This window comes from Bacillus sp. BB081, from assembly GCF_008368895.1.
In the GTDB taxonomy this organism is placed as follows: Bacteria; Bacillota; Bacilli; order Bacillales; family Bacillaceae_G; genus Bacillus_A; species Bacillus_A wiedmannii.
The window spans coordinates 15,210-39,250 of the sequence record NZ_QOZX01000029.1 but is presented as its reverse complement, the minus strand read 5'-3'; the positions used below and the strand labels follow the sequence as shown (position 1 = coordinate 39,250).

General features: G+C 35.3%; 23 protein-coding genes, 2 pseudogenes, 1 riboswitch and 1 other annotated feature. Of the genes and pseudogenes, 18 read left to right on the top strand and 7 right to left on the bottom strand.

Annotation, left to right across the window (positions count from 1 at the left end; translation table 11 throughout):
• Window positions 1-21 precede the first annotated feature (21 nt).
• On the top strand, window positions 22-2,535 hold the full coding sequence (locus DN394_RS14935) for a BC_3345 family exosporium-associated protein (protein ID WP_149293917.1): 2,514 nt from the start codon (window positions 22-24) through the stop codon (window positions 2,533-2,535).
• A gap of 54 nt (window positions 2,536-2,589) precedes the next feature.
• Here DN394_RS14935 and DN394_RS28985 read toward each other — a convergent pair whose 3' ends face one another.
• Together DN394_RS28985 and DN394_RS14930 are read right to left on the bottom strand one after the other, a co-directional pair.
• The gene (locus DN394_RS28985) at window positions 2,590-2,733 is read right to left on the bottom strand and encodes a hypothetical protein (RefSeq protein ID WP_000945246.1); all 144 of its coding nucleotides are present in this window, start codon (window positions 2,731-2,733) and stop codon (window positions 2,590-2,592) included.
• Between the two features lie 96 nt (window positions 2,734-2,829).
• Window positions 2,830-2,972, bottom strand: a riboswitch (cyclic di-AMP (ydaO/yuaA leader).
• A 38-nt stretch (window positions 2,973-3,010) separates the two neighbouring features.
• A complete protein-coding gene (locus DN394_RS14930) occupies window positions 3,011-3,472 on the bottom strand; it encodes a GNAT family N-acetyltransferase (RefSeq protein WP_060487765.1) in 462 nt (153 codons plus the stop codon).
• A 136-nt stretch (window positions 3,473-3,608) separates the two neighbouring features.
• On the opposite strand from DN394_RS14930, the gene DN394_RS14925 reads away from it, so the two are divergent.
• The gene (locus DN394_RS14925) at window positions 3,609-3,857 is read left to right on the top strand and encodes a GlsB/YeaQ/YmgE family stress response membrane protein (protein WP_000539721.1); all 249 of its coding nucleotides are present in this window, start codon (window positions 3,609-3,611) and stop codon (window positions 3,855-3,857) included.
• A gap of 63 nt (window positions 3,858-3,920) precedes the next feature.
• The gene (locus DN394_RS14920) at window positions 3,921-5,042 is read left to right on the top strand and encodes an AI-2E family transporter (protein WP_149293916.1); all 1,122 of its coding nucleotides are present in this window, start codon (window positions 3,921-3,923) and stop codon (window positions 5,040-5,042) included.
• Between the two features lie 75 nt (window positions 5,043-5,117).
• Here DN394_RS14920 and DN394_RS14915 read toward each other — a convergent pair whose 3' ends face one another.
• A complete protein-coding gene (locus tag DN394_RS14915; protein WP_088064057.1) occupies window positions 5,118-5,432 on the bottom strand; it encodes a hypothetical protein in 315 nt (104 codons plus the stop codon).
• 152 nt (window positions 5,433-5,584) lie between these two features.
• Window positions 5,585-5,792 (top strand) — a binding site (T-box leader).
• A gap of 5 nt (window positions 5,793-5,797) precedes the next feature.
• On the opposite strand from DN394_RS14915, the gene DN394_RS14910 reads away from it, so the two are divergent.
• The 7 genes from DN394_RS14910 (at window position 5,798) to DN394_RS14885 (ending at window position 12,997) form a co-directional block, all read left to right on the top strand.
• Window positions 5,798-6,835 (top strand): tryptophan--tRNA ligase, encoded by a 1,038-nt coding sequence (locus tag DN394_RS14910; protein WP_149293915.1) that lies wholly within the window; start codon window positions 5,798-5,800, stop codon window positions 6,833-6,835.
• 76 nt (window positions 6,836-6,911) lie between these two features.
• Window positions 6,912-7,061: a hypothetical protein gene (locus DN394_RS28980; protein WP_098705088.1), complete on the top strand. Its 150-nt coding sequence runs from the start codon at window positions 6,912-6,914 to the stop codon at window positions 7,059-7,061.
• Window positions 7,054-7,812, top strand: a complete 759-nt coding sequence (locus tag DN394_RS14905; RefSeq protein WP_098705087.1) for an ABC transporter ATP-binding protein — start codon at window positions 7,054-7,056, stop codon at window positions 7,810-7,812. Before DN394_RS28980 ends, DN394_RS14905 begins: the two co-directional genes overlap by 8 nt.
• A complete protein-coding gene (locus DN394_RS14900) occupies window positions 7,809-10,298 on the top strand; it encodes an FtsX-like permease family protein (protein WP_149293914.1) in 2,490 nt (829 codons plus the stop codon). The genes DN394_RS14905 and DN394_RS14900 overlap by 4 nt, the downstream gene beginning before the upstream one ends.
• Window positions 10,299-10,656: 358 nt before the next feature.
• Window positions 10,657-11,220 (top strand): maltose O-acetyltransferase, encoded by a 564-nt coding sequence (locus DN394_RS14895; protein WP_098705085.1) that lies wholly within the window; start codon window positions 10,657-10,659, stop codon window positions 11,218-11,220.
• Between the two features lie 306 nt (window positions 11,221-11,526).
• Complete coding sequence (locus DN394_RS14890; RefSeq protein WP_149293913.1) at window positions 11,527-12,555, top strand: ROK family transcriptional regulator; 1,029 nt, start codon at window positions 11,527-11,529, stop codon at window positions 12,553-12,555.
• A 61-nt stretch (window positions 12,556-12,616) separates the two neighbouring features.
• On the top strand, window positions 12,617-12,997 hold the full coding sequence (locus tag DN394_RS14885) for a VOC family protein (protein ID WP_098705083.1): 381 nt from the start codon (window positions 12,617-12,619) through the stop codon (window positions 12,995-12,997).
• A 214-nt stretch (window positions 12,998-13,211) separates the two neighbouring features.
• On the opposite strand, the pseudogene DN394_RS14880 reads toward DN394_RS14885, so the two are convergent.
• Window positions 13,212-13,682, bottom strand: a pseudogene (locus tag DN394_RS14880) (transposase); the annotation flags it as partial.
• 285 nt (window positions 13,683-13,967) lie between these two features.
• Here DN394_RS14880 and DN394_RS14875 point away from each other — a divergent pair.
• From DN394_RS14875 to DN394_RS14850, 6 genes and pseudogenes are all read left to right on the top strand, one after another.
• Window positions 13,968-14,228: pseudogene (locus DN394_RS14875) on the top strand (ABC transporter permease); the annotation flags it as partial.
• A 263-nt stretch (window positions 14,229-14,491) separates the two neighbouring features.
• Entirely contained in the window at window positions 14,492-15,184 is a 693-nt protein-coding gene (locus DN394_RS14870; protein WP_098705082.1) for a response regulator transcription factor, read from the top strand.
• Complete coding sequence (locus DN394_RS14865) at window positions 15,181-16,176, top strand: sensor histidine kinase (RefSeq protein ID WP_098705081.1); 996 nt, start codon at window positions 15,181-15,183, stop codon at window positions 16,174-16,176. Before DN394_RS14870 ends, DN394_RS14865 begins: the two co-directional genes overlap by 4 nt.
• Window positions 16,177-16,291: 115 nt before the next feature.
• Window positions 16,292-17,053 (top strand): ABC transporter ATP-binding protein, encoded by a 762-nt coding sequence (locus DN394_RS14860; RefSeq protein WP_060631606.1) that lies wholly within the window; start codon window positions 16,292-16,294, stop codon window positions 17,051-17,053.
• Window positions 17,043-18,890, top strand: a complete 1,848-nt coding sequence (locus DN394_RS14855; protein WP_098705080.1) for an FtsX-like permease family protein — start codon at window positions 17,043-17,045, stop codon at window positions 18,888-18,890. Before DN394_RS14860 ends, DN394_RS14855 begins: the two co-directional genes overlap by 11 nt.
• A gap of 187 nt (window positions 18,891-19,077) precedes the next feature.
• Complete coding sequence (locus DN394_RS14850; RefSeq protein WP_098705079.1) at window positions 19,078-19,785, top strand: TraX family protein; 708 nt, start codon at window positions 19,078-19,080, stop codon at window positions 19,783-19,785.
• Between the two features lie 167 nt (window positions 19,786-19,952).
• Here DN394_RS14850 and DN394_RS14845 read toward each other — a convergent pair whose 3' ends face one another.
• Window positions 19,953-20,402, bottom strand: a complete 450-nt coding sequence (locus tag DN394_RS14845) for an NUDIX hydrolase (RefSeq protein ID WP_098705078.1) — start codon at window positions 20,400-20,402, stop codon at window positions 19,953-19,955.
• Window positions 20,403-20,419: 17 nt separating this feature from the next.
• Entirely contained in the window at window positions 20,420-21,259 is an 840-nt protein-coding gene (locus DN394_RS14840) for a DUF2785 domain-containing protein (RefSeq protein ID WP_097914922.1), read from the bottom strand.
• 123 nt (window positions 21,260-21,382) lie between these two features.
• Here DN394_RS14840 and DN394_RS14835 point away from each other — a divergent pair, with 123 nt between their 5' ends.
• Both DN394_RS14835 and DN394_RS14830 read left to right on the top strand, forming a co-directional pair.
• Window positions 21,383-22,105, top strand: coding sequence for a GNAT family N-acetyltransferase (locus DN394_RS14835; RefSeq protein WP_098209267.1), 723 nt, complete (start codon window positions 21,383-21,385; stop codon window positions 22,103-22,105).
• A gap of 175 nt (window positions 22,106-22,280) precedes the next feature.
• Entirely contained in the window at window positions 22,281-23,303 is a 1,023-nt protein-coding gene (locus tag DN394_RS14830) for a tyrosine-protein phosphatase (protein ID WP_098209266.1), read from the top strand.
• 38 nt (window positions 23,304-23,341) lie between these two features.
• Here DN394_RS14830 and DN394_RS14825 read toward each other — a convergent pair whose 3' ends face one another.
• Window positions 23,342-23,767 carry a DUF1648 domain-containing protein gene (locus DN394_RS14825; protein ID WP_098209265.1) on the bottom strand — a complete coding sequence of 142 codons (426 nt, stop codon included), beginning with the start codon at window positions 23,765-23,767 and terminating at the stop codon, window positions 23,342-23,344.
• Window positions 23,768-24,041: the final 274 nt, after the last annotated feature.

The window sequence follows — 24,041 nt, the reverse complement described above, 5'->3', positions numbered from 1 at the left end:
ACGTTAGTTATAACGGGGGAGATGCTTGTGAGGGATCAAGATAAGTGTAGTAAGTTTCAAGCACCTATTCCTTTTCCGGCGTCAGGTATTACGGGGCCAACTGGTCCAACGGGTCCGACAGGTTCTTTAGGTGGACCGACTGGCCCGCAAGGAATACAAGGCGTACAAGGACCAATTGGTCCAACAGGTCCGACAGGAATTCAAGGAGTGCAAGGGGTGCAGGGAGAAATTGGCCCAACTGGTCCAACTGGCTTAACAGGACCACAAGGTGCTCAAGGTAGTCAAGGTCCGATGGGGGAACAAGGTCCACAGGGAATTCAAGGTGTTCAAGGTATTCAAGGCGAAAGGGGTCCGACAGGTCCAACAGGTATTCAAGGGATACAAGGAATACCTGGACCAATGGGAGAAACAGGTCCAACAGGAATACAAGGCATACAAGGAATACAAAGTGAAATCGGCCCGACTGGTCCAACAGGAATACAAGGTATACAAGGAGTGCAAGGTGAAAATGGTCCGACCGGCCCAACAGGAAATACGGGTATACAAGGTGTTCAAGGGAATTTAGGAAGTAGTGGTTTACAAGGTGTAACAGGAATACAAGGCATTCAGGGGCCGATGGGACCGACTGGTCCAACTGGCTCTCAAGGGATACAAGGGGAACAAGGGCCGATGGGACCAACAGGGACAACTGGCGTTCAAGGTTTACAAGGTCCACAAGGTGATATGGGGCCGACAGGTCCAACTGGCTCTCAAGGAATTCAAGGAGTGCAAGGTGTAATAGGTCCAACAGGGGCAACTGGCTTGCAAGGGGATCCAGGTTCAACAGGCTCGACCGGTCAGGCGGGGGTAACCGGCCCAACTGGATCTGCAACGGGTCCAACCGGAGCAACGGGTCCAACAGGGCCACCAGGAGGCCCAACTGGTCCGACGGGTCCAGCAGGATCACCGGGAGGTCCAACCGGTCCGACCGGAGCAACAGGTGCAACAGGGGCGACCGGAGCAACAGGAGCGACTGGAATCCAAGGAGTGCAAGGAATACAGGGACCGACAGGGGTAACTGGTTTAACAGGTTTGCAAGGAGTGCAGGGACCAATGGGAGCAACCGGTCCAACGGGTGACCAAGGCATCCAAGGTCCACAAGGTGTAATGGGAGCAACAGGTCCAACCGGATTACAGGGTTTACAAGGAGTACAAGGGCCGATAGGAGCAACCGGCCCAACCGGTCAACAAGGAGTGCAAGGGGCACAAGGTCCAATTGGGCAGGCAGGCCCGCAAGGAATACAAGGAATCCAAGGTGAGCAAGGAGTAATGGGAGCAACTGGACCAACAGGCTTACAAGGTCTGCAAGGAATCCAAGGTCCACTCGGTCCAACCGGTCCTCAAGGTTTACAAGGAGTACAAGGGATAAGTGGTATAACAGGTCCAACTGGTCCTCAAGGAATCCAAGGAATTCAAGGTCCACAAGGAGATATAGGTCCAACAGGAGCGACTGGAATACAAGGAGTGCAAGGTCCAAAGGGTCCAACTGGTCCAACAGGTGCAACAGGCCCGCAAGGAATTCAGGGAATACAAGGGATACAAGGCCCAACAGGACCACAGGGCATTCAAGGAATTCAAGGAATTCAAGGTCCGATTGGTCCAACAGGCCCGACTGGACCTCAAGGCATACAAGGTATAACTGGCTCGACGGGTCCAACCGGAGTAACAGGAGCAACCGGTCCGACGGGAGTAACGGGCCCTCAAGGTCCTCAAGGAATCCAAGGCCCACAAGGAGAAACCGGAGCAACCGGAGCAACGGGACCGACTGGAGCAACCGGTCCACAAGGCGTGCAAGGAATCCAAGGTCCACAAGGGATAACCGGTCCAACGGGTGCAACGGGAGCGACGGGAGTAACAGGTCCACAAGGAGTACAAGGAATCCAAGGTCCACAAGGGATAACCGGTCCAACGGGTGCAACGGGAGCGACGGGAGTGACTGGTGCGACAGGACCGACAGGAATCCAAGGAATCCAAGGAATAACAGGAGCAACAGGGGGAACGGGAATAACAGGCCCAACAGGTGCTACGGGCCCAACCGGCTTAACCGGAGCAACTGGATCGTCTGCTATATCAACAGGTGGCGGCTATTTCTTCTCTACCTCAACAAGTACAATTGCAGCAAATGCCAACATCCCAATTAATTCTGGATCCACTGTATATGGAACTGGTGTATCTTTAACTAGTGCTACAACTGTCACAGTATCCACACCAGGAATATATTTAGTAAGCTACTATTTCCAAGGGGACGCGACTGGTGGGAATGAGACAGTATCTGTTAGGTTGCTATTAAATGGAACACAAGTAACAGGGAGTTTCATACAAAATGTGACGACATCAACGGTAGTAATCGAACCTGCCATTTCAAATACGCTTCTTGTGAATGTAACGAGTGCTAATTCAACATTAATATTACAAAATGGCCCGTTAGGTGTAGGGCATGTGACGACTATAGCAGGTGCGATTACGGCAAGTTTAAATGTAGTGAGAATACTATAAGGAATATAAAAAACACAAGGAATGTCTGTATAGACACACCTTGTGTTTTTTTCTTTATCTTTTCGGTTGAAAAATATGTTGAAAGAAGTATTTGTGATGTAAGTTATCTACAACTTTATTAGCTTGATATGTGCGGTGTTGTTCGAGTCGAAGTCTTTGCTCCATCATTTTTATTGCGTGATCAGATAAACGTAACATTATACATGTCTCCTTTTCTATAAATATAGGTGTCTATTGGTATCGATCCCATATTTATAATTAAGGAGGTACACTGTGTAACATAGGCAAAAAGCACCTTCCTCTCCCATTACGCTTACGAGGTTAGCTGTCGGACTCGGGAAGTGAGAGTTTCCCTACTTAAATAAGATTCGCCCCAAGTAGCATGGCTACAAAAATGGTTCCCCCGCTCCAAAATTTGGACTCAGCAAAAGGATTTATAAAGTAAAGGATAACATAAATAAATTGATGAGTCAAACTATTTTATGTTTTCTGATTTTTTGAGCGAGGTTAAAACCACTCCATCGGGTAATATAATATCATTTATTTTAATAAATCCATGTTTTTTATATAAAGACAGAGCAGGTGTATTTTCTTTCCCTGTTTGTACAATATATGTTTGTGAAGGGGAGAACATGTCAAATACATAAAGTAGTAGTTTTGTGGCGATTCCTTTATGAAAATGATCGGGGGATACTACTAAACGATGAATATCAACTTCCTCTTCATCCATTTTAAAAGAAATAAACCCAGCAAGTGTATCTTCATAAAAATAGCCGTAAAAAATTTCATCACATAATTGAATATCGGCTACAGTATCATAAAGACGAGGAATAGCCGTACTATTTATATATTTTGCTTCAATTTCATAAGCGGGTATTTGAATGTTTAAAATAGAAGTAGCGGTGTTGTGAGAAGTTGTTACTAATTTTTGAATCATAGGGTAAAACCTCCTTATAGACTTTATTTTCATAGATTTGACAAGATTTTTCTTTATTGGATATAATAATTATAATAGTTACATAACAATTTAGTATCAAAAAGAAATACACTATAATAGAAATGGAGGACTAAAGATGGGATGGATTATCACATTAATAGTTGGTGCTATTATAGGTGCAATTGCAGGTTCTATAACGGGTAAAAATTTTCCGGGTGGTATGTTTGGAAATATTATCGCAGGTTTGTTAGGTGCTTCATTAGGTGGTAGATTATTTGGATCTTTTGGGCCATCATTTGGTGGGATTCATGTCGTGCCAGCATTATTAGGTGCAATCGTATTAATTCTTATTGTATCATTTGTAGTGAAAGCTGCAAGAAAATAAAGATATAGATCATGATGAAAAGCCCTGAATAAGGGCTTTTCATCATTCGAAGAGGTGGTTTCATTGGAGAAATTAAATATTAGAAAAAGAGATAAGTTGAAAAAGTTTTTTAGAGAACAAAATTATTTAGCGGTGTTACTCGGCTTTGCGTTATTGTTTATTAACATATTACTGCTAACGAAAATTTCTTTTGTGTTTACTCCGTTTATCGTCTTTTTAAAAACAATTTTCTTCCCTGTATTATTAGCGGGTGTGCTATTTTATATATTGCATCCATTCGTTTCGCTTTTAGAAAAGAAAGGTGTTTCAAGAATCGTATCAATAGCTTCCATATATATAATAGTACTAGGATTATTTGTATTTTTAGTTGTAACAGTAATCCCGATTATTAAAGATCAAATTGATGCATTAATAGATAACTTACCGTATTTCGGTCATGAAGTTGAACGAGCAGCACGTAGATTCGGGGAAAGTAATTTACTAGGCAAAATTCAAGAGAATTTAAATATTGATGTAGCGAGTATGGTAAAAGACTATACAGTTGATTTTACGAAGTCGCTATCATCAGTAACTGGAAATGTAACTGGATTTTTAAGTACTGTTACAGAGGTCGTTTTAACGTTTGTAATGGTTCCGTTTATATTGTTCTATCTTTTAAAAGATGGTGAACAATTACCGAACCACTTTTTAAAGTTTATTTCAGAGCAAAGACAACCAGCAACGATGAGAATACTAGATGATATGCATTATGCGATTAGCTCGTATATTAGAGGGCAAATTATCGTTAGCTTGTTTATCGGTATTATGCTATTAATCGGTTACCTTATTATTGGTATTAAATATGCGGTACTACTTGCTATTTTAGCAATGATTGTAAATATCGTTCCATACGTAGGACCAATCATTGCAATTACACCAGCATTAATTATCGCATTTATTGACTCGCCATCAATGGTGTTAAAAGTAATTATTGTAATGATGGTCGTACAATTAGCAGAAGGTAAATTTATTTCTCCGCAAGTCATGGGGAAAAAGCTAGATATTCACCCGATTACTATCATTTTTATTATTTTAACTGCCGGAAATTTATTTGGAATTATGGGGATTATTTTAGCAATTCCAGGATATGCGATATTAAAAGTGTTAGTAACGCATAGTTATAGATTTGTTAAGTTGAATATGTAAAAAAAGAGCTAAAACAGATAAAACTGTTTTAGCTCTTTTTTTATTTATACTCTTGTTGAAGTAAACAAATAAACCTTATGCGTAGGCTTTTAATTCAATGATAGGTAGATTGCTTTCCTTTAGTTTGTAATCAAATATTAAATCGTCCATGCGAAAATTAGCATCTACTTCAAGAGAAATGAAGGTACCCCCGATTTCTACTTGATTTCCGTTCTCATTTTCAAAAGTGAGCGCACCGTCAAATGTTTCTATGTACTCATCGCAGGTGTATAAATATATAGCGATAGGTGTGAAATGTATAATTACCCCTAAAGTATCATCGTGACTATTATCATCGTTCTTAAATACATCAATCTTAAACGTATCATTCTTTTTAGTAAACCAACCCATGACATCACCTCGTTTTTGTATTACAAATCGCTTCTATATATATTGATTATATATCGTTCGGAATAAATTGGTAATGACTATTGTTAAAACCTAATAAAAATAGAAAATTCAGTTTTGAGAGAACGGGAAATGTGATAAACTGTAAAAAATAACGAAAAGCAATGAAAGAGAAGAGTACATATTCGAAACTTTGTAGAGAGCTGATGTGTGGTGGAAATCAGTAAGGGATGAATATGGAATGGGCTCCGGAGCTTCTAGCTGAAATGAGTAGGCAAAGACGGTTACTTCACGTTAAGAAGTTGAAGTGAGCTATAATGATAGCTAATTAAGGTGGTACCGCGGGAGTCTCTCGTCCTTTTTATAGGATGAGGGGCTCTTTTTATTTTAAGGAAGGAGGAGTTAAGGTGAGCGAAAAAATAATGTTAACAGGAATTAAGCCGACAGGTTATCCTCATTTAGGAAATTATATTGGTGCGATTAAACCTGCATTACAAATGTCAAAAAAGAATGAAGGAAAAGCATTGTATTTTATAGCGGATTATCATGCATTAAATGCTGTACATGATCCAGAAAAGTTCAGTAGTTATACGAAAGAGGTAGCAGCTACTTGGTTATCACTTGGACTTGGAGAAGATGTTATTTTTTACCGACAAACAGAAGTGCCGGAGATTCTAGAATTAGCTTGGATATTAGCTTGCCTAACTCCAAAAGGGCTTATGAACCGTGCCCATGCATATAAGGCGAAGGTGGAGCAAAATAAAGAAGCGGGTTTAGAGGTAGATGCAGGCGTGAATATGGGATTATATACGTATCCGATTTTAATGGCAGCTGACATATTACTATTTCAAGCTACTCATGTACCAGTTGGAAAAGATCAAATTCAGCATATTGAAATTGCGCGTGATATTGCGACGTATTTTAATCATACATTTGGTATGACATTTACGCTTCCGGAGTATGTCATACAAGAAGAAGGTGCCATTTTACCTGGTCTTGATGGAAGGAAGATGAGTAAAAGTTATGGAAATGTGATCCCGTTATTTGCAGAGCAAGAAAAACTACGAAAATTAATATTTAAAATCAAAACAGATTCTTCACTTCCAAATGAACCGAAAGAACTAGAAACATTATTTATGATATATAAAGAATTTGCGAAGGAAGATGAAATACAGTCGATGCGAGAAAAGTATGAAACTGGAATCGGATGGGGCGATATGAAAAAAGAGTTGTTTCGCGTTGTAGACCGCGAATTAGCAGGACCTCGGGAGAAATACGCTATGTATATGAATGAGCCAAATTTATTATATGAAGCATTAGAAAAAGGTGCTGAGCGGGCAAGAGAAATCGCGAAGGTAAATTTAGCAGAAATTAAAAAACGGATTGGATTTGAGAGGGGACGCTGAGCGTTCCCTTATTTTTTTATAAAAAAATCGAACGAAATTTCAACTTGTTACCAATATAGAGTGAGGAGGGATAGAAATGGTTACAATTCTCGAATTAAAAATGTTGCTAGTTCAAATGGGAACAGAAATTGTGCCACCTAGTAATTTAAAAGAAAAAATTTTAATTCAAGTTAATCTGATGGAGGAAGTAACATTTAATCATGTTGAGGTGAATAAAGATGAGTGAAATTGTGTTAGCAGTTCAAGGTTTAAGTAAGACTTATGAGAGTGTAGATACAAATGTTAGAGCCTTACAAAATGTATCTTTGGAGTTAAATAAAGGAGAACTTCTTGCCATAATGGGAACGAGTGGATCTGGGAAGAGTACATTACTTAACATTCTTGGTGCTCTAGATAAGCCTGATGAGGGGGTTATATATGTAAATGGTGAAGTACCTGAAAATATGTTTATTGAACCATATGCGACAGAGTATAGAAGGGATAGCATAGGATTTATATTCCAGTCATTTCATTTATTAAAGGATTTATCTGTAGAAGAAAATGTTGCGTTACCCCTCATATTATCAGCTGATTCAGAAGAGGAGATACGAGAAAAAGTAAATAAAATATTAGATGTTCTTGGTTTAGTAAATTGGAGAAATCATCGACCAACTCAGCTTTCTGGGGGACAACAACAACGTGTTGCAATTGGTAGGGCGTTAATAACATCTCCGCCAATTGTTCTTGCAGATGAGCCTACTGGAAATTTAGATTTCAATACGTCTAATGATATTTTACGGGTACTAGTCGATATGAAACAAAGATTCAATCAAAGTATGATTCTTGTTACTCATGATCCTCACATTGCTACGTATGCAGATCGGGTTCTCTTCTTTCATGATGGAGAAGTTGTTGATGATTATACGTGTTCTCATGGAGTAAATGATATGAATATTATTTTAGATAAATTTAAAAAATTAATGGAGAAATCAAAATGATAAAATCAGTACGAGGATTAGGTTTACGCTTTTTTAAGACGAATAAATTTACTGCTATTTCCTCTATCATTAGTGTTATGTTGGCTGTTTGTCTAATTGTTACGATGATTGTATTTTCGAGTCATGCGAAGCAGTCTGTAATAAATGAAGTGAAAAATGTATATGGAGATATGGATTTATCTGTTGGATATACCCCTGATCAAAATAAATTGATGGATAAATCTTTACTACAAAATATTAAGGAACAAAAAAATATTGAATACATGTCAAAAGTGTTAGTAAATCATTTGCAAGTGAATAAATTGAATACAGCTATTTATACGGTAGGTGTTCAAAATGATTCGTTATCTAAAAGTCGATATCACTTCTCTAAAAATCTATCAAATGAGGAAGTAACATTAAATGATGGATTAGCGGAAACTTTACAAGTAAAAGTTGGGGAAAAGATTGAAATAGAAAATAAATCATATGTAGTAAAAGAAGTGTTACCTGATATAGAAGCTGGAGGTTCAGCTCCAGATATGCTCATTTTATTGGAAGGTGCAGTGAAACAGCACGTATACGAAAAAACGGGTAAACACACTGAAGCTACTTATGTGTTGATAAAAGCAAAAGCGAACGCTGATGTACTAGCATTATCTAATCAAATTCATAAAATAGACAAAGAATTAAGAATCGATATTGCGGAGGAAGACGAGTTTTTAAAAAGTAACTTAGCGTCATTACATATTTTTATAGTTATTGTATCTGTATTAATCCTTATTATTACTTCGTTACTATTGATGTCTAATTTTGAAGTGTTTTTATATAAATATAAAAGTCAATTTGCTATTATGCGATCAATGGGAGCAACAACGAAACAAATGTTTACAGTTATATTTATTCAATGTAGTGTAATTAATTTCTTTGGTGGAATATTCGGTTTGTTACTAGCTGTAATAAGTAACCGTTTTTTACAAAGTTGGCTAGAGCATGTATTTGCTTTTCAAATGAATTCAATGGGTTTCGACTATAAAATAGCAATTGTAACAATGATTTGTAGTATCTTTTTTATTGAACTGTTTATGTTATATCCTTCATACAGAAGTTCGAAAATATTGCCAGTCAAGCTTATGCGTGAAAATGAAGAATCCGATTTTTCTAATAAAAATACACGCAGTATTATGGGGAAATTCCTTTTAATTAGCAGCATATTTTTAACTGTTTTAGGTGGCTTTGTAGTAAATACGGGGGATACGCAGGCAATAGTGATATTAATAGGATCTATATTTCTTGTTTTAGGAGTGTATGTTTTATTTCCTATTTATCTTTCTTCGATATTAATAGTATGTCTACCTATGATGAAAAAAATATTTGGAAGGAATACATTTGTTGCTATTAAAAATGTAATTCCGCAAGTAAGGAAAAATACATTTGTTATATTAATGATAAGTACAATGATGGTGATAGTTGTCTTCGGCTCCACTATATTTAAAACGATGCAAAAAAATAATGAAAGGTATTTAAAACGAGAATTTCCAACACATATTGTTGTGGAAAATCGTTTGACTAATGATTCAACCATTACCTTACCTCATATACAAAATATATTTAAAGAAATAAGTAGTGTAAAAGGAGCTAGTACAATTAGTACGAACTCACTGGCAGAATTAAAGCAAGGTGAAAATTATATTACTTTTGACTATAATTTAGGTGATTTGAAAGAAATGGAAAAGCAAGGGTTACTGCCAGAAGTACCTGCCAATTTGGAGAATAGTATAATTGTTACAAAAGAGTTAGCGGAGCGGTATAAACTTCATGTAGGTGATATCGTTCAATTGGGTCTATTTTCAGAACAGGAACAAAAAGTTAGACCGTCTAGTAAGGTAGAAGTTGGATTAATTGTTAACGAGCTACCGAATTCTCCTTCGGTACTCATGGATTGGAGTAATGTAACATATAAACAAGATTATACAGTTTTTGAGCGTGCATTTATTAGTTCAAATAATGAGAGAGAGACGTTGGAGCACTTAAAGAAAGTGAAAGGTCAATATCCACAATTAAAAATAAGTAGTTATACTCAATCGTTAAAACAATCTAATTTAATGTTTCAGCAAAGGTGGTCCATTTTCATCGTTGTTATTGTAGTAATTTTGTTTAGTGTAACATTAGGGGTATGTAATACACTTATAAATAATATTCAATCTAAAAGAAAAGAGTTTGCTATTTTACGAGCAATAACAGTTAAGAAAAAGGGGATTGTACAAGTTATTTTGACACAAGTTAATTTATATGTACTTATTGGAATCGTACTAGGGGTTGTTATAGGAGTATTATTAACCTATATGGTAAGTATAATGGATCGTACACCTTTATTTTTTGATTTCAAACTGATCGTAACGGTAATAGCGGGGATGTTCGGAATAGTCCTTATTATTTTTATACCTTTTGCTAATATAATAGGGAAAAGGGACATTGTAGAAGAGTTAAATAAAGATAATAAATAAAAGAGGTTAACCCAAGTTGCTATTCAGCTACTTTTGGGTCAATCTCTTTTTATTAACAATTGATTTGCATATTGGTGTGCTCATTAGCACCTAAAGGAGGGGATTTTATGTGATGATGAGTCTCAACGGTTTTAATGAAAAACAATGTATAATGCATTATATTAGTAAAATGCCACCAAGTAATATCATTAGGTGAAGTAAGGAGTTCGCATTTCTTTTTCAAACTTATTAGTTGCATATATGAAAAAGTATGCTAATATAGGGTTGCTTATTAAACGCGTTTAATAAGTTTAATTAAAGTCACTTATTAAAGATGTTTAATAAGTGCATCCCATATAATAAAAAAGGAGAGGATTGTATGAAAACGGAGAAAGAAAAGATGGTGGCAGGAGAAATGTATATTGCGGATGACGAAGAATTGGTGGCTGATAGGGTGGAGGCAAAACGTTTAACACGCCTTTATAACGAGGCGATGGAGACAGGAGATGAACAACGTTTTACTTTGTTAAATCAGCTTTTAGGTTCTTCAACTGATGGGAAATCCCAAATTAATCCTGATTTTCGTTGTGATTACGGCTACAATATCCATGTTGGAAAGAGCTTTTTCGCAAATTTCAATTGTGTGATTTTGGACGTTTGTGAAGTGCGAATCGGTGATAATTGTATGTTTGCACCTGGTGTTCACATTTATACTGCTACGCATCCTTTACACCCGGTAGAGCGGAATTCTGGCAAAGAATACGGGAAGCCTGTAAAGATTGGTAACAATGTTTGGGTTGGCGGGGGAGCTATAATTAACCCTGGTGTTTCAATTGGGGACAACGCTGTAATTGCTTCAGGGGCAGTTGTGATAAAAGATGTACCCAGCAATGTAGTAGTTGGTGGTAATCTAGCTAAAGTTATTAAAACGATAAACTTATAGAAATCCTTTTTTACGGGTACATGAATAAATTGGTGTCGCGTTTGCTGTAAGTTTCTATCATCGGTTATACAGCTATTTTAGTCGGCTGGTATACTAGGGGGAATCATTCGGAATACGTAATGCTTTGCTTAGCTGTTTCATTATTTGTTCCCTTATCTGGAATTGTATGAATACATGAAGCGAAACAGAGAGTGCATGCATGGGAAATATATCATCTTTATTGCTTTAGAAAATGATGTGTGATATATTGTCAACGCAACTTATTAAAAGTGTTTAATAAGTATGTTGATTAAGGTGGTGAGCGATTTGAGTGAACAATTTGTTACTCAAAAATCGATTAAAGAGACAATCCTTCGCGGCATTCGTACAGCTCTTCTAGAGCGAGGTAGTGCAACGAAAGTTGAACTTAGTAATACATTAGAAATTAGTTTTCCAACGATAAGTAAATTTATAGAAAAAATGAAACAAGACGGTGAAGTCACTTTAGCTGGTTTAGATGATTCAAGTGGCGGAAGAAGAGCGAAACGATATGAATATAATCCAGAATATATGTTAGGTTTAGCAATATTTTTAGAAAAAAATGAGACAAACTATACAATTTTTAACTGTTTAGGGGAAGTAAAAGAACAAGGAAGTACTTCAAGTGTATTAATTGATACTGGCATAAGTTTATTATCTAAACATATTGAAAGCCTTATCGCTACATTCCCAAAAATAAGCTCTATATCAATTGGTGTGCCTGGTTCGGTTGATAATGGGCGTATTTTCTATATTCCTGGATATGAAAAGTTCCAAAATTTTAATTTGAAAAGTCATTTGGAGGAACAGTTTTCTATACCGGTAGTAATAGAAAACGATATGAATGCTGCAGTGCTCGGCTATCATAAAAACACGGGGAATAATGATAATTCCTCTCTTGTATATTTGTATTCAGGTCAAAATGGCCCAGGTGCGGGGATTATGGTAAATGGAGATGTCGTACGCGGAAGTACGTTTTTCTCAGGAGAGATATCTTTTGTTCCGCAATATGATAATAAAAATTTCTTGCAAGCTTTGAGAAGTGAAGATTCGAATAATCCAGAGGAATATAATATAGATGCTATTACTCGTTTAATAGCTACATGTATAGCTATTATTAACCCTCATGCCTTTATCTTCTGTGATGATGAAATGAATCAATTTGTAATAGAGCAAATTGTAAAAACTTGTCCGCAGTACATTCCGGTAGAACATATTCCGAAAATAACAGTGAGTAATTGGAAAGAAGATTATTTATATGGATTAAAAAGTCTTGGACTTGATCTTATGATCACGAGAACAAATAAAGGAAATTAAATGTACTGGCAATGAAGCATCCGATTGTCAGTTGAATAACATAAAAGAAAAGGTGTCGTTTATGAAAATTGAACATGTAGCAATTTGGGTGAAGGATTTAGAAGGAATGCGTGATTTCTATAAACAGTACTTTAATGGTGAAGAAAATAATTTATATCACAATCCGAAAAAGCAGTTTGAATCTTATTTTATAACTTTTGAAGGCGGTGCGCGCCTAGAACTTATGAAGCAGGTAGGGATAGACGAGAAAGTACAAACACAAACAATTGGATATGCGCATATTGCTTTTTCTGTAGGTAGTAAAGAAAAAGTGAACGAAATAACTAATACATTAAGAGAAGCTGGATACCCTCTGTTAAATGGCCCGCGTACTACAGGGGATGGTTACTATGAAAGTGTAGTAAGTGATCCTGAAGGAAATCAGATTGAGATAACGATCTAACATTTTATTTACTAATAACGAATAAAACTATAAAACTTTGTTGTTCCCCATGATGTTTGCAAGAAACTAATTATTTCTTCAGAAAGGGGGACATACCACATACCCATCAAGCTAATCAAGTAAATTACTAGTTATGAAACGATTCTTGTTTCATAACTAGTAATTTATAGAAAGGTAGGCATGCTAAAGAAGCCTATTAAAACGTGATTTTTTGCTAGGCAACTTGTCTATTCTTCACCGTCGTTTTATACACAATCCCTAGAACATCAAAGACGGTCATCTTCTTATACCGATGACATTTACGACTGTTCTTTTTGAGCAGCTGATAAAGGCGATGCAGAATTTTTAAAAGTTTTTCTGTGCCAACGGCTATCGCTTGAAACAGTAATGGAAAGTAATCTTTAATCGTATACATCGCTTTGTATTCACTCAGATCCTGTTTTTTCTTTTCAAGCAGAAACTGACGCATTTGAATCATCGTAGGAGAACAGAGGAGAATGCCGATGAGTTGTCCATATAAATGGCACTCTAGGCGTTCTCTTTTTATATTTTGACATTCATCAATTTCAAAGAGTGACTTCCACGTTTTAAACAGAATTTCAATCTGCCAACGAAGTGAATATAATGGATGCACGTAGTTCGTCGGTACTTCTTCTAGCGACGTGTTCGTGATATATACATTCATGTCATTCACTTTAATAGCTATTGTCTCAATAAAAATCTTGAATAATTTTAGACAAGAGCAAAAATCTGAGTTAAAACAAGGTTAGTTATAAATTAAATATTTATCATAGCTTCTGCCAATAGTTCCTTAGCATAGGAAAAATCGAATAAAAACAACATATAATTTGCAAATTATTTTAGCAAGAGTAATGAGCACAAATAAACCAATTCCTTGTACCTTAAGGAATTGGTTTATTTGTGGGGCATACAATTTTTACTACATTGTTGGTCTGGAATTCAACGAAATTCTGTTATGAATTCACTGGAAAATACAATCTATTCATTAAAGGATCCTAAGGATATTGATGCATTTAAAGAAGAAGCAAAAAAATTGGGGTTACCAGCGTCCTATGAATTAGATGCACAAGATAACGTTTATAAACAGATGATTGGTCCAATCGAGAATATTGCATCTTTTTCGAAAACGATTGTAATTATGGTGTCTATTGCAGGTGCAACGATTTTAGGATTAATAATTATGCTTTTCATTAAGGAACGTAGAAAAGAATGAAGATAAACCGGAAGATCCTATTAGGGGTACCGCCACATCATCATCAAGCTAAGAAAATACAACTACCCCCAAAACGAAATTTTGTGCTAACTTGTATTAAAAAAGTCCATTTTTTCATTTTTGGGTGTTATAAAACCTTTAAGTTGATGGGCATATGGTGCCACCCCATATAGTATAAGAATGGTCTCATTTTGAGCAAAAGCAATAATGGTTTAAAATTAAGGTATGAGACAAAGTTAATAAATAAATCGGAGGATGAAATGTATAAATTATTGATTGTTGAAGATGAAATGAATATTGCATATACACTAAAAAAACATCTTGAAAAATATGGCTATCATTGCCTCATTGTAGAAGATTTTCAAAAGGTATTAGAAATTTTTCGAGATTTTCAACCCCACCTTGTCATTATGGATATTACCCTTCCTGCCTTTGATGGTTATTATTGGTCGCGTAAAATAAGACAAATATCGAATTGTCCTATTGTGATTCTCTCTGCTCGTATGAGTGAGGCGGATCAAGTGTATGGCATTGAAAATGGGGCTGATGATTTCATTACTAAACCTTTTTTATTAGGAGTGGTACTTGCAAAAATTAATGGACAAATTCGTCGTATATATGGCGAATATGCAAGAAATGTACAGGAGAAAATTATAAAAATAGGAAATACAGCTTTAAACCTGGACACTGTACGATTATGCACACCTAATCAGGAGGAGCTATTAACGATAAAAGAACTCCAGCTATGTACAATGTTCTTTGAAGCGTATCCGAATGTTGTAACACGACAGCAACTACTTACCGCAATTTGGGATGAGGAAGAATTTGTTGAGGAAAATACCTTAACAGTAAATATAGCAAGAGTACGCAAGAAATTAGAAGCCATTCATTCTACTTTAGAAATTACAACTATTCGAGGAATTGGCTATCAATTAACGGAGAAACTCACATGAAGTTATTTTTAAAAGACCATATGAGCTTTATTATTTTGTATATCATTACATTTATTAGCTTACCAATTGTGATTCATAGATTAGATGGTTTTGAAAATCATTATACTTATTTTATATTTCTAGCCTTCTCTCTATTGATCGTACTACTTTTTTGTCGTTATTTACGTCGTAAAAAAATGTATACACATATTGGGAACAAGAACATCCATACGGAAAATTTTATGATTCATCAGCCAATTGCTCCATACGAGAAATCATACGCAACTCAGTTGCAATATATTCAATCCTTATTTTTATCAAAAGAAGAGGAATATAAGAGTTCTTTACATAATCAGCAATTAATGATTTCTCATGCAGTTCATCAAATGAAGACTCCACTTTCTGTCATTCAGTTGCTTATACAGTCTAATCAGTTTAAGGAACCCAATTCCCTTGCAGAATGGCAAAAAGTAAAAGTTGAATGTGATAAACTGAACTTCTCTTTAAATCAGTTACTAACGTATAGTCGCTCTACTAAATTATTAGCAGATTTAAAAATAGAACCAATCCAGTTAAAACTTATTGTACAGGAAGTTATTAACGATTTAAGGGATTATTTTATTGAAGAAGAAATCTTTCCTAAAAGCACTATACCGGAGCATATATTGCTTTATTCAGATCGTAAATGGCTAAAGGTTGTGGTTTACCAGTTATTAAGTAACGCAGTTAAATATGGCGAAAAACACTCTGCTATTATGATCCATTATGAAAATGGACAGTTGTTCATTAAAAATAAAGGAGAAACGATACCTGAAAGTGAAATAAAACGTGTTTTTGAATTATTTTACACAGGAACGAAAGGACGTATAAAAGGAGAAGCAACTGGTATCGGTCTTTATTTAGTAAAAAGTATCCTTACTACATTAAATCATCCATACCACCTACATTCTAAAGATAATGAAACAACATTTACAATAGATCTCTCAAGAAGTATAGAAACGGCTACCAAATAAGGTAGCCGTTTTGAATGTGACAATTTTGTCATCTTCCTGTCACATTGAGAGATGTTAAGAAGCAACAAGCATATTTATACTAAAATACTGAAAGATACAAAGGAGTGAAGTACTGATGTCAAACACCATTTTAAATGTAAAAGGGCTTCAAAAGGAATATACAGGAGAAATTACCTACAAAGCGTTAAAGGGCATTGATTTTCATTTAGACAAAAATGAGTTCGTTGCAGTAATGGGTCCTTCTGGCAGTGGGAAAACAACGTTCCTTAATTGCATCTCAACAATCGATCGCCCAACTAATGGCTCCGTTACAATTAATTCAAAAAATCCTTATGAATTAAATGACGAGGAACTAGCGAAGTTTCGTCGCACAGAATTAGGATTTGTATTCCAAGACTTTAATCTCGTTCATACTTTAACAGTCGAGGAAAATATTTTATTACCTTTAACACTCGACTCTGTAAAGGCTACAGAAATGAATAAACGTCTAGAGAAAGTTGCAATCTTTTTAGGGATTCAAGGGATTTTAAAAAAGAGAACATTTGAAATTTCAGGAGGACAGAAACAACGTGTGGCAATTGCACGAGCTGTTATTCATGAACCGGGGTTATTATTAGCCGATGAACCAACTGGAAACCTAGATTCTAAAGCGGTAAATGATGTTATGACATTGTTTGAGTCAATTAACAAGACCTTTAACACTGCTATTTTAATGGTGACACATGATGCTTATGTTGCTAGTTTTGCACATCGTGTAATTTTTATAAAAGATGGCATTCTTTTTAATGAAGTGTATCAAGGTAATAATAAAAAGGAGTTTTATCAGGAAATCATGGATACACTTACATTTTTAGGTGGTGGTCAGCGTGAGTTTTAATCATATAGTCCTTCAAAACATTTTGCGCGATAAATGGACCTATATTTCCTATTTTTTAAGCAGTGTATTTTCCATTTTAATATTTTTCTTATTTTCGATTATAGCATTTCATCCAATGGTGGCGACCATTCAAATAGGAAGTACACTTAGCCTTGTAATGATGCTTACGAGCTTTATTGTGTATATTTTTTCATTCGTTTTCATCATTTATTCGATGTTTTCATTCTTGAAAAAGAAAACAAAAAATCTTGGCATTTTTATGATTACTGGGGCATCTATGCAGCAAGTGCGTAAGATGTTGTTCAGAGAAAATATGTTTATTGCTGGTATAGCAATCCTAACAGCGATTGTGCTTGGGCTTGTAATCGCCCCTTTGTTTTTAATGATCACCAAAAGGGTGTTACAAGCGAGTAGCTTTGGTATGTATATACCAGTACAAGCTATCGCATTAACGACTATTTTATTTACAATTTTATTCTGTATCGTTTCTAAATTTATAACACGTTTTATTAACAAGGAAGAAGCTGTTCTTCTGTTAAAAACAGATGTAACACAGGAAAAGTTAATAACACCTGCACCATGGAAGTTGTTATTATCTGTAATAACGAGTGGATTTTTAGCACTATCACTTATTTTAGAACTGAATTGGATTGAATCACCTGGAATGGTCTATTACCTTTTACTATTTGTCAGTTCCCTATTAGCCATTTATTTTATAATCACGCAGGGAATGTTGCTATCGATTCGTGTATTACAAAAGCATCCATCATACTACAAAAAAACAAATATGCTTTATGTTTCGAACCTTAAAGCCAAAGGGCGCTCACATGCCCATCTTATCTACTTATTAACTATCTTATTGTTAGGTGTATTTTTATGTACAAACGTACTGTACAGTTCTTATTACAATATAGATAAGAGAGTGGAGTCATTAGAACCGTACAGTTTTCAGTATATCTCACTTCCAGGAAATAAGCCGGAAAGTGAGCAGGAAGACGTATCATTCATTGAACATACATTAGCAAAACAAGGTAAATACGAGGCATATTATTCTGCATTTAAAACAGATAAAAATCAGAATATCGGTTTTATGTCGGTTTCAAATTATAATGCATTTAGCATTCATAAAACTCTTTTCTTAAAAGATGATGAGTACTATGTTGTAGCAGGATACCAAAATATTCTTCCAAGTGCGGAATTAATCCATGACTATCCGTTTGGAGAACTTAAATATGCAGGAATTGAGAAACGAAATATTTTAATGTCAGGTGTTCAAAGGGTATACTACATCGTCCCAGATGCGGTTTACGAAACCATTGATTATCCTATATTCAAAGTATTTTCTTATGAGGTTGAGCATTGGACTGAAAAAAACGAATTAGCTGAAACCATTTTCTCTAAAATTACCCCAATACAGTATGAGCGCCAAATTCATTCGAAAATTAATTTATACAATACAGAGAAGTTCACGGTAAGTCTCTTATTCTTTATCGGTTTTATGATGAGTCTTATCTTTTTGAGCGCAGCAATGAGTATACTTTATTTTTACCTGCAAATGGCACTTGAAGGAGAAAAAGAAAAATATGCAGGAATACGAAAACTTGGCTTTTCTATAAAAGAATTAGCTTCTGTTGTGACCAAGGAGTTAGCGACATTAATTTTTATCCCGTTTGTACTTGCATCTATTCTTCTATGTGGAATTATGTTTGGATTGCGTAACCAGTTTTCATCCGCGCTTTATGGGGTCACAGCAATAGGGGTAGGTATATTTTTATTACTATTTGTTATAAGCTTTTTCATTATTCGACGAAGTTATTTGAAAAAACTAATGAATTAACAAGACATGGGTTTAAGGATCTAGTTACTTAACCTAAATATATTATAGTAAGTTTCACTATTTAGGAGGTTCTATTTTTACAAAAGAACCTCCTAGACAAAAAATTAATACTTTTTATGAAAATAAAAGAGTGTTTCCAGAAGATTAATAGTATCTAAGTATCATGTAAGGTGGAGGTTTAGGTTTTATGAGGTTAAATGCTTTTCAATTAAAAGTTTTTGCAATGATCCTTATGGTCATTGACCATGTATATACTTACATTCCAGGTATGCCAATGTGGATGCATCATCCAGGGCGTATTGTAGCACCCATTTTCTTCTATTTTGTAGTGGAAGGATTCTTCTATACACGAAATCGTACAAAGTATGCTACACGTGTATTTATGTGGGCAGCAATTATGTTTGCAGGTTCAGCGCTAATTCAGTACATATTCCCAAGGGGAAGTGGACTTCACAACAATATTTTCTTGTCGCTTGGGTTTGGAATCGTGTTATTATGTGCGATTGATTATACAAAGCGTACAAAAAACTATCTACTAGGAATTCCAACTACCATTATTGTCGCTATATTAGGAATGTTTACAGAGGCAAGTATTTTTGGAGTGACAATGACTTTAATTTTCTATTTCTTTAGAGAGAAGAAAATGTGGTTAATTATCACATATGTATTGCTCTCATTATCAGAAGTTCCGACGTTACTTATGATTGGAGAACTCTTTACAGATATGGGTCTATTTGGTTACGGTAATCAATGGATGATGGTATTTGCGTTGCCATTCTTCTTCATATATAACGGGGAACGTGGTTTAAATAATGCATTTACAAAATATATGTTTTATATTTTCTATCCGGTTCATTTATGGATTATCTATACAGTTGGATATTTCTTTGAGTAAATAAGGCCAAACACTTTGCATAATATGCATAGCGTTTGGCTTTTATTCTAGTATCATTATAAAATTATCATTATGGGGGTAATTAAGAATCTGAGCTTGATGGATATGGGGACATACCACTGAGTGAGTCAATTTTTATTTTCTGTATATATTGCTTATTTGTATTTTTAATTGGAGTGATGAAAATCGCGAAGAATTCCCTCAATAACTGGATGAAAAGTACTAGGTAACTCATCTAGCGGAAAGAAGCGTAATTCTTTCGATTCCGTTTGGTCGCACACAAGTTCACCATGGAATTCTCGGCAAATATAAACAACGAGTACACCGTGTACTTGATCGCCATTTGGATAGATTTGAAAGAAATCTGGTCCTGAGTATGTACGGAATAGTTCTGGATTTTTGATGAAAAGTCCAGTTTCCTCATATACTTCTCGCTTTAAAGCGTCTTCTAACGCTTCGTTATATTCTAAGGCGCCGCCAATAATGCCCCAGCGGTTAAAATCTGTACGAAGCTGCAATAATATTTCATTTTTTTCATTTAATATAATAGCGTGTGACCCTATTAAAATAAGTGGATGATTTCCTACTAAATTTCTCATATCTTCAATATAACCCATGTTATTTCTCCTTGCTTTTAATAATAGTTAGGAAGTTCTTTTAACATTCTTTCTGTTTTACGTGCTGTATAGGCTAAGTTATGATCATCTTTCGTTCTGAAAAATAATGTGCGTAAAAAGGTTTTAATGTTGGCACATAATATACAATACTCATTAAGCGAAAGGCGTTTTCTAATTTGAGGAAGCCTTTTTATTTTTTTATAAATAATTGAAATTAACTCATCTTGCGGAAAATCATGATATAGCATCGATAGTAACGGTGTAACAATTCGTTCATCTTCATTATTATGAAATAGATCCGATGGGATAAAAATTTTATTTAATAAACAATGAATTAATTCTTCATACCACTCAAAAGTCGTATAGGAATTGTGAACAATTTCAGTAAAGGCATCAGATACGTGGGCAAGACAATGGGCCCATCCTTTATTTTCAATATAGCCTCGAAAATCCGTTTCTAAGTTTGTGTATGTAATGAGTTTGTTTTTTATTTCTTCGATATCCTCTTCTGCAAAAAAGTAGTGCGAGTTAGCGAATTGTAGTATTAACGCAAGTAACGAAACCGTGTAAGAACGTGTGAAAACCCCATCTGTATGCGGTGTGTAAATGTCACAATATAAATACTCATCACTTAAACAAGTTTGTAGAAGTAATTTTAGCTGATCATCCATAAGGAATTCATGATGAATGAAATGCGCAAAACATTTATATATAAGTTGGTAACGAACGTAACTATCAGTCGTTCCGATATACTGAAGCATGTTCAAAGTTAACTCATTTACATTTATATGATGCAGTTGCGTATAGTCATTTTGTTGTATAAGCTCTAACTGTTGTTGCAATGCTGTAATATCCAATGGAGAACCTCCTCCGCACTTTAAAGATGCAATGTTTTCTAGTATTCTATATATTCAAGGACAATCCTGCTCATGCAAGGAGAACGATTAGAAATTCGAGAATGACATAGATGAGGGAAGTATATGATGACTATAGAACAGTTAGAAAAACATTTTAAAATAAGAAGAAATGCTTCTTCTATCATGATAAAAGAAAATAATGCAGAAGTTTTTACAGAAGAGAAATTAAAGGGAATAATGCAATATTGCGTTGCTGAGGCTGAAAAAGAGGGAATAGAAAACTTACATTTTGAAATTTCTTCAAAAAGCCCAAATTATGATGTGTATAAGAAATGTTTCGAAACGTATTCATTTGAATATGCTACTGAAAACATGATTGTGTTTAAAGATATATACGAAGTAGAAGATGTAGAAAGTGACATTGATTTTAAGTTGATTGAAGAAGTTGGAGAAGAGGTTTTTTATTCTCTTTGGAATGAAGTGACAGGAGAACAAATCGATTATGATCAATTTGTACATATGATGTTACAAGAAATTGGTGGGCAATGGAAAGAACATTGTTTAACAGCGAGTGTCGAGGAAGAGCCGATAGGAATTGTAATCCCGCATATTGAAAGAGGTACGTTAGAAGAGGGAAAACTAATGTATTTCGCAGTTGCTCCAAATATGCGAAATAAAGGGTATGAAGCAGCGTTCTTTACAGGGGCAATGTTTGTCTTAAAAGAAATAGGCGCATCTTATTATATTGGCGAGACAAATGTACAAAATGAGTGGATGAAGGATGTTTTTGAAAAAAATGGATGTCAGCTGCTTAGTTGTACTGAGCGATATGTGAGGAAGGTTTAGAAGGAGGAAAAAGGTCCTTGAACTTGTTTAACGGGAATCCGTGTACAAATTTTGAACAAGTAAAAGAACTTTTTGCCTATTTGTAAGATAAAAAGAAAAATGAGAACGACAAAATAGATATTTCTATAATACAATAAAGAAAGATCCGATTATATAAGAAAGCGTTGGTGAAAGAATGGAGCAGCAAAGAAATTGGTTACAAGCAACTGTAGAAAGAAATGAAGACAATACGTTATATATAAAGTGGGAAAATAATATAGAAGAAGTTCGCATTTACTGGAGTACTTCACCAGATCATATTGAAGAAACGGGAGAATTACTTACAACTGTAAATGGAGAATCATCATGTACAGTTCAAAACCCGAGTGAAAATGAGCGTCCATATTTTAGACTAGTAGGAAGTAATGGACAAGCAGTGACAGTAGCTGAGCGTAGATTGCCATTACAAGGCGCGTTTAACTTCCGTGATATGGGAGGATATGAAACGACTGAAGGCCGTAAAGTAAAATGGGGCAAGTTGTACCGTTCTGAAGAATTAGCAGGACTAACAGAGTGGGATATAGACTATTTACAAAAGTCTGGCTTAAAGTTAATTTGTGACTACCGTACAGACTTTGAAGTGAAGCATAAGCCGAATCCAGAGATTACGGGTGCTCGTCAAGTATGCTTACCAGTTATGCAAGACTTGGCGAAAGACTTGAACATAAATGAATTTTTCCAGGTTGGTGACCTTTCTATGTTAGGGAAACCAGGCGAGTATCTTGTGAAAATGAATCAAGATTTCGTAAGTGGTAATGAAGCATTCGTGAGCTTCTTAAACTTAGCGCAAAACCCAGAAAACTTACCGTTAGTAAACCACTGTACAGCTGGAAAAGACCGTACTGGATTCGGATCAGCACTATTATTACTTTTACTAGGTGTACCGGAAAAAACAGTAATGGAAGACTATTTACTAAGTAACGGTTTCCGTGAAAAGTTAAATGAAAAAATGATGGCCTTTTTAGGTGCAAAACTACAAAACGATGAAAGTAGAGCGATATTAGGTGCGATGTTTGAAGCGCGTGCTGAGTATTTACAAGCTGCGATTGATGAAGTGAAAAAGCAATACGGTTCAGTTGAAGCGTATGCTGAAAAAGCACTTGGCTTTACGAAAGAGTTGTTAGAGGAAATGAAAGTGTTATTGCTAGAAGATAAATAATGAGGAGGGAGGCTAATTGGATTAGCCTCCTGTTTCTATTATGAAATTTTTCGTTGCCTTATTATTCCTATTATAATTGGAATAACTGTACCAATTAACAATATCGGTAAAAATAATTTTCCAAAACCGCCACTCCAATTTAAAGCGATTGAAATTGTTTCAAATTGGATGAAAGCAAAAATAAGTAAACAGACATTTTTTAATTGATTTAGCATTTTTCTACTATTCAAATAAAACTGCTTAGCATTCGATTCATTCAGTCTTTGTGGGTAGTTATGAACTTCTGGAAACTTTTCTAAAGTTTGCATCAAAAGGAGTATGAATAGCCCTATTCCTGGCAAAAGTAAAATTTCCCACTTTGATCCCCAGCGATCTACAGCCCCATATGCGTTATAATGTGCTGGCACTTCCTCGGGTAATCTTCCCCAAATGGTGATCAAAAAAATGATTGATCCAAAGAACAATGAATATCCAATGATATCTCCAACCCATTCACTTTTTGTTTTTGGGATTTGTATTTTAGGCCTTCCCCATGAATTTACTATGTCTTTCCGCCCCTTTCTATTCCTGTATTCCCTTTTTGAAAAATTGGATTCATTATCCAAATTATCTCAAATTTATAGTATTTTCACAATTAATTATTTTTGAATAACATGACTCGTGTACCTTAAACAACTTTAAGATTGCTGTATATCTACGATTCGTAAAGGGAAAAAGTTCGACTTAAGAGACGATTAA